At 58.9% G+C, this 8,217-nt stretch carries 10 protein-coding genes; 1 reads left to right on the top strand and 9 read right to left on the bottom strand.

Annotated features, from left to right (window positions below; all coding sequences use genetic code 11):
- Both AC1DH9_RS15325 and AC1DH9_RS15320 read right to left on the bottom strand, forming a co-directional pair.
- A partial coding sequence (locus AC1DH9_RS15325) for an I78 family peptidase inhibitor (RefSeq protein ID WP_477808374.1) occupies positions 1 to 308 on the bottom strand: 308 nt, incomplete at its 3' end.
- 163 nt (positions 309 to 471) lie between these two features.
- Complete coding sequence (locus AC1DH9_RS15320; RefSeq protein WP_054598288.1) at positions 472 to 777, bottom strand: hypothetical protein; 306 nt, start codon at positions 775 to 777, stop codon at positions 472 to 474.
- A gap of 128 nt (positions 778 to 905) precedes the next feature.
- On the opposite strand from AC1DH9_RS15320, the gene AC1DH9_RS15315 reads away from it, so the two are divergent.
- Positions 906 to 1,109 carry a hypothetical protein gene (locus AC1DH9_RS15315; RefSeq protein WP_054596657.1) on the top strand — a complete coding sequence of 68 codons (204 nt, stop codon included), beginning with the start codon at positions 906 to 908 and terminating at the stop codon, positions 1,107 to 1,109.
- Positions 1,110 to 1,150: 41 nt separating this feature from the next.
- Here the strand turns inward: AC1DH9_RS15315 and AC1DH9_RS15310 are convergent, their stop codons facing one another.
- From AC1DH9_RS15310 to AC1DH9_RS15280, 7 genes are read right to left on the bottom strand one after another with little or no spacing between them, the layout of a single operon-like run.
- Complete coding sequence (locus tag AC1DH9_RS15310) at positions 1,151 to 2,179, bottom strand: nucleoside hydrolase (protein WP_427546037.1); 1,029 nt, start codon at positions 2,177 to 2,179, stop codon at positions 1,151 to 1,153.
- Between the two features lie 45 nt (positions 2,180 to 2,224).
- Positions 2,225 to 2,629: a D-ribose pyranase gene (gene rbsD, locus AC1DH9_RS15305; RefSeq protein ID WP_427546039.1), complete on the bottom strand. Its 405-nt coding sequence runs from the start codon at positions 2,627 to 2,629 to the stop codon at positions 2,225 to 2,227.
- A complete protein-coding gene (gene rbsK / locus AC1DH9_RS15300) occupies positions 2,626 to 3,543 on the bottom strand; it encodes a ribokinase (protein ID WP_477808373.1) in 918 nt (305 codons plus the stop codon). Before rbsK ends, rbsD begins: the two co-directional genes overlap by 4 nt.
- Positions 3,544 to 3,566: 23 nt before the next feature.
- Positions 3,567 to 4,586, bottom strand: coding sequence for a LacI family DNA-binding transcriptional regulator (locus AC1DH9_RS15295; protein WP_427546043.1), 1,020 nt, complete (start codon positions 4,584 to 4,586; stop codon positions 3,567 to 3,569).
- A 3-nt stretch (positions 4,587 to 4,589) separates the two neighbouring features.
- Positions 4,590 to 5,588: an ABC transporter permease gene (locus tag AC1DH9_RS15290; RefSeq protein ID WP_427546045.1), complete on the bottom strand. Its 999-nt coding sequence runs from the start codon at positions 5,586 to 5,588 to the stop codon at positions 4,590 to 4,592.
- The gene (locus tag AC1DH9_RS15285; protein ID WP_427546047.1) at positions 5,585 to 7,138 is read right to left on the bottom strand and encodes a sugar ABC transporter ATP-binding protein; all 1,554 of its coding nucleotides are present in this window, start codon (positions 7,136 to 7,138) and stop codon (positions 5,585 to 5,587) included. Before AC1DH9_RS15285 ends, AC1DH9_RS15290 begins: the two co-directional genes overlap by 4 nt.
- A gap of 57 nt (positions 7,139 to 7,195) precedes the next feature.
- Positions 7,196 to 8,149: a sugar ABC transporter substrate-binding protein gene (locus AC1DH9_RS15280; protein WP_054596650.1), complete on the bottom strand. Its 954-nt coding sequence runs from the start codon at positions 8,147 to 8,149 to the stop codon at positions 7,196 to 7,198.
- Between the last annotated feature and the right edge of the window lie 68 nt (positions 8,150 to 8,217).

The following is an 8,217-nucleotide window of genomic DNA, read 5'->3' as shown; positions in this document are numbered from 1 at the left end:
CAGTTAACGCGGGTAATCACCAGGTTGGCGTCGGTGTTGAGGTTCAAACGATCCGAACGGTATTCCAGAGTGATCATGTCGTTTGGCCTGAGGACTCGTGCAGTCTGCGACCCGGAACGCGTGCGGGCCTGTTCCAGCAACTCTGGCGAAGCCTTTTTGCCAATGACGAATTCGGCAGCCTTTGCCTCACAACGACCGTTACCGGCCCCGGCTACCACAGGGTCTTTTGCCGACTCGGAGGTACTGCTGCAACCCGCCAACATGACGGCGGCCAGCAAAGTACCCAATGACGCGAGCTTCCAAGGCATGACGCCTCCTTTTCAATAGTTGAACTGCATTCGTGCGACAGTCGTTTGGGCATTTGGTTTCATGGTCAACGCCATGCCCCGCCTTCAAAGCCGTCAAACACGCAAGTTTGCCTGAGCCATCACCTGCTGTTCAGTGCGCAATCGTGACTGAATATGAGCAGGCTCAGTAGATATCGATGTAATCAAAGGGTGGCTTCGGCCAGTTCTGCTTCAATGCGTTGAATATCTGCATGACCCAGACCTCATCACTGGCGGCAACCATGCCTACATACCCTGAGCCCTTGGCCCACGTCTCAAGGCGAAACAGCAGCCCGTCGATATCCGTTCCGCCAACAACACCGGACGAAATGTAGGCAATCCCCGACTTGGTGACCCGCAACTGTGTGTGTGTATCGTCGCTGGCAGATGCCAGCAGCTGGCGCACTGCCTCTAGCGTCAAGCCGTCCGGGGTATTCAAATCGATCTGCACAGCACTGTCCTTGAAATCTACAAAGCCCAAGTGTCGCATAGCCCTCCGCTCATGCCTAAGTCGGAGTGCCAAAAGCTGCGCAAGGTGGTTAACTCAATAGACAGACTTCCCGACCTCGCGAGACACTCATGACCACCGTGACCATCGACGCCGACATCAAAGTCAGCTGGCCCCAAGGCCATAGCTCTTACAGCCCCAGCACCCCGGAAGAGCTGGCAATCATTGGCATAGACCTGCTGGTCAAGGACCTGGGCACGAAAGCCGCTCAACAGTTCATCGAACAGGTATTCGAGAAGTACCCCATCGACGACATGGGCGCCGCCCACACGTAAAGGGAGTAAACCCCCACAGGCTGGCACCTGTGGGGTATGGCTTACTTGAGACGGGCGAGACGCGCCGTCAGCAAGTCAAAGAAGCCCTGGGCGTCGCCGCTCGCAACCCAGAACGCGTTCTTCGGGGCTTTCAGGCCGTCGTACCAGTCAACGACGGTCTGGCCAAAGGTCGGCCCTTCGCGACTGTCGACCACCACGTTCACCGTACGACCGGTGAACAGTTCCGGCTTGAGCAGGTACGCGATCACCGTGGCGTCATGCACCGGACCACCTGGAATACCGTAGTGTTCCATGTCACCTTTGACGTATTCATTGAGAATATCGCCCACCAGCTTGCTGGCGTTGTTGTTCAGCGCGGCAATCTGCTTCAGGCGAGCGTCACTGGTCAGAATCTTGTGGGTGACGTCCAGCGGCAGATAGGTCAGCTTGACACCGCTCCTGAGGACCACTTCAGCTGCATGCGGATCAGCGAACAGATTGAACTCGGCCACCGGGGTAATGTTGCCGCCGTTGAAGTGCGCGCCGCCCATGATCACCACTTCCTTGATGCCTTGGGTGATTTCCGGATCCTGAATCAGCGCCAATGCCAGGTTGGTCTGCGGCCCGAGCATTGCGATAGTGATGCTGTGAGGCTTGGCCGCGCGCAACGTGTCGATCAGGTAACTGACTGCATCGCCTTTGGCCAGACCTTTCTTCGGCTCATGCACCGTGACACCCGAAAGGCCTTCCTTGCCGTGAATGTTCTCGGCGTAGATTGGTGTGCGCATCAGCGGTTTCGGTGCCCCCGCATACACCGGCACTTCTTCGCGCCCTGCCCACTCGCGGGCCAGCCGCGCATTACGCGAAGTCTTGTCCAGGCGCACATTACCGGCAACGGTGGTCAGTGCACGAATGTTCAGCTCTTCGGGCGACGCCAGGGCAAACAGCAGCGCCACCACGTCGTCGGCACCTGGATCGGTGTCGATGATCAGATCAATCTTTTCCGCCGCGTAGGCGCCTGTAGCGGTGAGCAAGGACAAAAGCAGCAGACTCCGGATCAGGTGATGCAGTCGTTGAGCATAGCGGTACATAGCGCACTCCTTGTGCGTGGATAAATCGAATCGGGATATGGCGGACTAGAAAGTCACCCCTGCGATCAGCACGATGTTGCAGTACGGCTGACATTCGCCCGTACGAACAATCGCCCGCGCCTGTCGGCTAAGGACTTTAAATTCTTCATGACTCAGCAACCGCCGCTGGCCTATCGCGGCATTGGCCGTCAGCTCGTCGATCGCCTGCAGCGCCTGCGGCTGCTTGAGCAGGATTTCTTCGGCCAGCACATGGCTTTCCACCTGCATTTCACTGAGTACGACGCGCAAGGTACTGACGAAGTCCGGAATGCCCTGGGTCAACGCCAGGTCGATCAACTCAACGCCGGGCGGCACCGGCAGACCGGCATCGCCAATCACCAGCATGTCGCCATGACCCAGAGAGGCAATCAGCCTCGACAATGCGATATTGAGCAGGGGTGTTTTTTTCATGATGCTTTGAAGGCCTGTACGTCTGACAAGGAAGGAATCGAAGGTTGCGCACCGGCCCGAGTCACCGATAAAGCGGCGGCGACCTGACCGAAACGAATGGCCTCGACTTCGCTTTTGCCAGAGGCCAGGGCCGCGGCAAAACCGCCAACAAAGGTGTCACCAGCCGCCGTGGTGTCGACCGCCTTGACCTTGGGCGCCGGAAAGTGTTCGCAGCTCTGCCCGTTGGCAAACAATGAACCCTGAGCCCCTAATGTAATGATCACCTTGCCGGCACCGGCGGCGATCAATCRGCTCGCGGCCAGCTCGGCGCTCTCCAGGGAATCCACCGGCAAACCACTCAGGGCCGAAGCTTCGCTTTCATTGGGGATCAGATAATCGATTGACGAATACCAGTCGGCMGGCAATGGGCTCGTTGCCGGTGCCGGATTCAGGATCACCGTCTTGCCCAGCTCACGACCGCGCTTGAGAACATAACCAACCGTGTGCATCGGCACTTCCAGCTGACAGATGATCACGTCGGCCGCCGCGAGCACCGCATCGAACCCCGCGACCATGCCAGGTGTCAGCTGACCGTTGGCCCCCGCAACGATGACAATCGCATTCTGGCTGTTGTCATCGACCACGATCAGCGCCACGCCGCTGGAACCTTCGACCGAGGTCAGCGCCTGACAATCGATCTGCTCGGCCAGAAGCGCTGCACGCAACTGCTCGCCATAAGCATCGTCACCCACGCAGCCGATCATCGATACCTGCGCACCCAGCCGGGCGGACGCGACCGCCTGATTAGCGCCCTTGCCGCCCGACACGGTGGCAAAGGACTCACCATGCAGCGTTTCTCCGGCATGCGGCAACCGCTGGGCGCGGGTTACCAGGTCCATGTTCAGACTGCCTACAACCACTACTTTTGCTGGCATACATCCCTACTCATCAATTCGCTTCAGCGGTATTGGTCGAATACGCCGGCCAGCGGCGCGGTCGACTCTCGCATGACAATGCTGGGCTTCACGATCCGCCGATCGGTCTCCAGTTCAGGTGTCGCGATCCGTTGCAACAGCACCTCTGCAGCCATTTCGCCAAGCTGCAGGATCGACTGGCCAACGGTGGTCAGCGCCGGATAGACATAACGACTCATCTGGATATCGTCGAAACCGATGACCGAAAGTTCGCTCGGTACCCGGATATTGCGCTCGGCGGCGGCCCGCAGTACGCCGATACCAATCATGTCGTTGCCGGCAAAAATTGCGCTCGGCGGGTTCTTTTCCAGCAATATTGCCGCCGCGTTGTAACCGCCGGTGCTGGTGAAATCGCTTTCGAGCACCCATTCTTTCGGCACTTCGACGCCYGCCTCTTTCAASGCCCGGCARTAACCKGCCARACGCATCTGCGCCACGCTGGTATGTGCCGGACCGCCAATAGTGGCGATGTCGCGATGGCCCAGTTCGAGCAAATGCCGGGTCGCAAGATAAGCACCGTATTCATGATCGATGCGCACCATGTCCGCATCGAGCCCCTCCAACCCACGGTCGACGATCACCATCGGCGTACGAACGCCCGCCAGCCCTTGCGCCAACCCGCTATCACCACCGGCGGACGCGACAATCAGCCCGTCGATGCGTTTTTCCAGCAGCACGCGCAGGTAACTGCGCTGCTTGTCCGGGTTGTCATCGGAGTTGCAGAGAATCACGCAATAGCCGTTACGCTCGCAGTAATCCTCGATACCACGGGCCAACTCCGCGAAGTACGGGTTGAGGCTGTTGGGCACCAGCAGACCGATGGTCGCAGTGGTTTTCGCTTTCAGCGAGCGCGCCACGGCACTGGGCACGTAGTCCAGGCTTTTGATCGCAGCCTCGACCTTGAGCCGAACCTCTTCACTGACCGGCCGGGTCTTGTTTACCACGTGGGAAACCGTGGTGTAGGAAATCCCCGCGAGCGCTGCTACATCCTTGATCGTTGCCATGATTCAGCTCCGTCGACTTGCACGGTGGCTGCGGTAGGTGTCCAGCACTACCGCGACCACGATCACCGCGCCGGTGATGATACGTTTGGTCGGCTCGGTCGCGCCGATTTGCGCCAACCCGGCAGCCAGTACAGAAATGATCAGGACGCCGAAGAAGGTGCTGATCACCGAACCACGACCGCCCATCAGGCTGGTGCCACCGATCACCACGGCAGCGATGACTTGCAGCTCCAGGCCGGAACCGGCATTCGGGTCCGCCGCTTCCAGACGCGAGATCTGGAACAGTGCGGCAATACCCGCCAGCAACCCCATCAGGCTGAATACCAGGATCTTGTAGGGTTTGGGGTTGATACCCGCCAGACGCACAGCTTCCTCGTTGGTACCGATACCGATCAGGTAGCGACCGAACACGGTACGGGTCAACACTGCCTGGGCGATGAAGATAACCAGCAACGCGATAATGAATGAAGGTGAAATACCTAAGGCAATCGGATTGGACAGCCAGGCAAAGGCATCACCGATATAGGCCGTGCGCGAGCCGGTCATCTGATAGGCAACGCCGCGAGCCATCTCCAGCACACCCAGTGAAACAATGAACGACGGAATGCGCCAGGCCACGGTGATCGAACCGGTGATGGTCCCGGCCGCTGCGGCAGCGGCCATGCCCAGCAGCGCTGCCGGCAAGACACTCCAGCCCCAGCCGAGGATTGCCACGCTGACGGTCGAGCCCGCCAAGGCCAGTACCGAACCCACCGATAGGTCGATGCCGCCGATGATCAACACGAACGTCATACCGACTGCCAGCACCATCAGGTCCGGGATCTGGTTGGCCAGCGTGCTGAAGGTGTCATAAGAGAGGAAATGGCTGCTCAAGACCGAGAACAGCGCAATCATCGCCAGCAAGGCACCGGCCAGGCCCAGGTAGGTACCGAGGCCGTAAAAATTGCCACTACGCTTGCCAGCAGACGCTACAGGTTTGCCAGCAGACATTGCAGTTTTCATGGGAGATCCCTAGGCGCCGCTTCATGGAGCAACGCATCACGTTTTTGGTAGCCGGCAAAAGCGGCGGCAAGCAAATCATCCTGAGTCCAGTTGTCGCGCTCGAAGGTGTCGATCAAGCGTCCGGCCGACAACACGCCAATACGGTCGCAGATCAACATCAGCTCGCGCAGATCGCTGGAAACCACTACCAGCGCCTTGCCTTGACGCGTCAACTCGCCGAGCAATGCGTAAATATCGAACTTGGCACCGACATCGATGCCGCGAGTCGGCTCATCGAACAGCAGCACCGAACACTCACGTTCAAGCCAGCGACCGATCACCACCTTCTGTTGATTGCCACCCGATAGCTCGCTAACCAGTTGCGCAGGACTGGAACTGCGAATGCGCATGGCATCGATCTGACGCTGCGCCAGCGCCATCTCGTCACCGGGATTGACGATGCCACCACTGGAGATCACCGGCATATTGCCCAGGGCGATGTTGGCGCTGATCGACTGAGTCAGTAGCAGGCCCTCGCCTTTGCGATCTTCGGTAATCAGGGCAATACCGTGACCGACCGCATCGGCGGGCGAACGAATGCTCACCACTTTCGCCGGTGAACCAAGGGCGACCGTGCCACTGTCTGCCGCATCGGCACCGAAAATCAGCCGCAGCAGCTCCGTGCGCCCTGCCCCGATCAAACCGGATATTCCGAAAATCTCGCCGCTGCGCACCTCGAAAGACACATCGCGAACCTTGTCCGAACGGCTCAGCCCTTTGACGGTCAGGGCCGGCGCGCCGATGTGTCGTGGACCGAGATCGATGTGTTCGCCCAATTCGCGGCCGACCATCAGATTGACCAGTTGCTCGCTGTTGTAGTTGGCCATCGGCTCGACGCAGACCAGATTGCCGTCACGCAACACCGCGATGCGCTGAGCAACCCGAGCCAGCTCTTCCAGCCGATGGGAAATATAAATGATCGCCACGCCGCGGGCTTGCAGGCGGGTGATTTGCTCAAAGAGCATCTCGACTTCGCGAGCCGTCAACATCGCTGTCGGCTCATCGAGAATCAGTACATGGCAGTCGCCGATCAGGTTGCGTGCGATCTCGACCATTTGCTGATGACCGATCCCCAGCTCACCGACCAGCGTGTCCGGATCGATCGCATCGAGCCCGACCTGAGCCATCGCGGCGATTGCCGCTTTGCGCAGTTGCTTGCGACTGATCCAGCCGCCATTGCTCGGCAGGTTATCGAGAAACAGGTTTTCCGCGACAGACAAGGTCGGCAGCAGATTGAGCTCTTGCATGACCATGCGAATGCCCAGTTCTTCGGCCTGGGCTCGGCTGCCTGGGCGGTAATCGCGTCCCTGGAATTGCATCTGGCCGGTGGTCGGAGTGACCAGCCCGCCAATGATTTTCGACAGCGTGCTTTTGCCGGCACCGTTCTCGCCGGTCAATGCCAGCACTTCACCACGCATCAGCGTCAGGTCAATGCCGGTCAATACCGGTTGCGCATACGTCTTGCCGATACCGCTGACCGAAAGGACCGCGTTCGGGGCACAAACTGACATAAGAAACTCTCCATGCGCTCGCCCTTGCGAGCGAGCGCCGTTGTGTCGCCAGAATGACTACTTGGTAACCAGCTCAACCGGAGTTTCGATTACGCCGTTGGTGCCGCTATCGACCTTTTCGCCCTTGAGCATTTTCAGGGCAGTCTCGATGCCGAACACCGCCTGTTTGGCTGCAAACTGATCGGCAGTCGCCAATACGCGGCCGTCCTTGAGCATTGGTTTGATGGCATTGATGTTGTCGTAACCGACCACTTGCACCTTGCCCGCCTTGCCTGCTGCGCGCACCGCCGAAACGGCACCGACCGCCATGCTGTCGTTGCCAGCCAGCAGGGCCTTGGTTTGCGGGTACTCGCTGAGTATCGAGGCGGCCACCTTGTTGCCTTTATCGATTTCCCAGTCACCGGACTGCAACGAGACGACCTTGATCTGCGCCGCTTCCATTGCATCCTTGAAACCAGCGGTGCGAGCCTGGGCGTTGGTGGTGGTGGAAACCCCTTCGATGATGCCGACTTCGTCACCGGCCTTCAGCTGTTTGGCCAGGTACTCGCCGACCAGACGCGCGCCTTTGCGGTTATCCGGGCCTACGAACGGTACGGTCATGTTCTTGCTTTTGACGACGGCCGGGTCCAGCTGGTTGTCGATGTTGATCACGGTGATACCGGCATCAATGGCCTTCTTGATCACCGGAACCATCGCTTTGGAGTCAGCTGGCGCAATAACCAGCGCATTGACCTTGGCCAGAATCATTTGCTCGACGATGCGCGTCTGGCCAGCCGTGTCTGTTTCGTCCTTGATCCCGTTGGAGATCAGGTCGAAATCGGCAGAATGTTCTTTCTGGTAAGCCTTGGCACCATCTTCCATGGTCAGGAAGAATTCGTTGGCCAAAGACTTCATGACCAGCGCGACTTTAGGTTTTTCAGTATCGGCGAAGGCCGAAGAGAGGGGCAAAGCGGCGGATGCGGCAGCCAGCATAGCGACAGCGAGAAGACGTCCAGCGAATGGCAGCTTCATGAGTTCACTCCGATCTTATGATTATTGTGAGCAACGCTTGCACTGCATACGCTTCAAATCCGTTCACC

The sequence above is a fragment of the Pseudomonas sp. 05T35 genome, from assembly GCF_056396605.1.
Note: the sequence above shows the minus strand (reverse complement) of the source record. Positions and strands in the feature narration are given on the sequence as shown.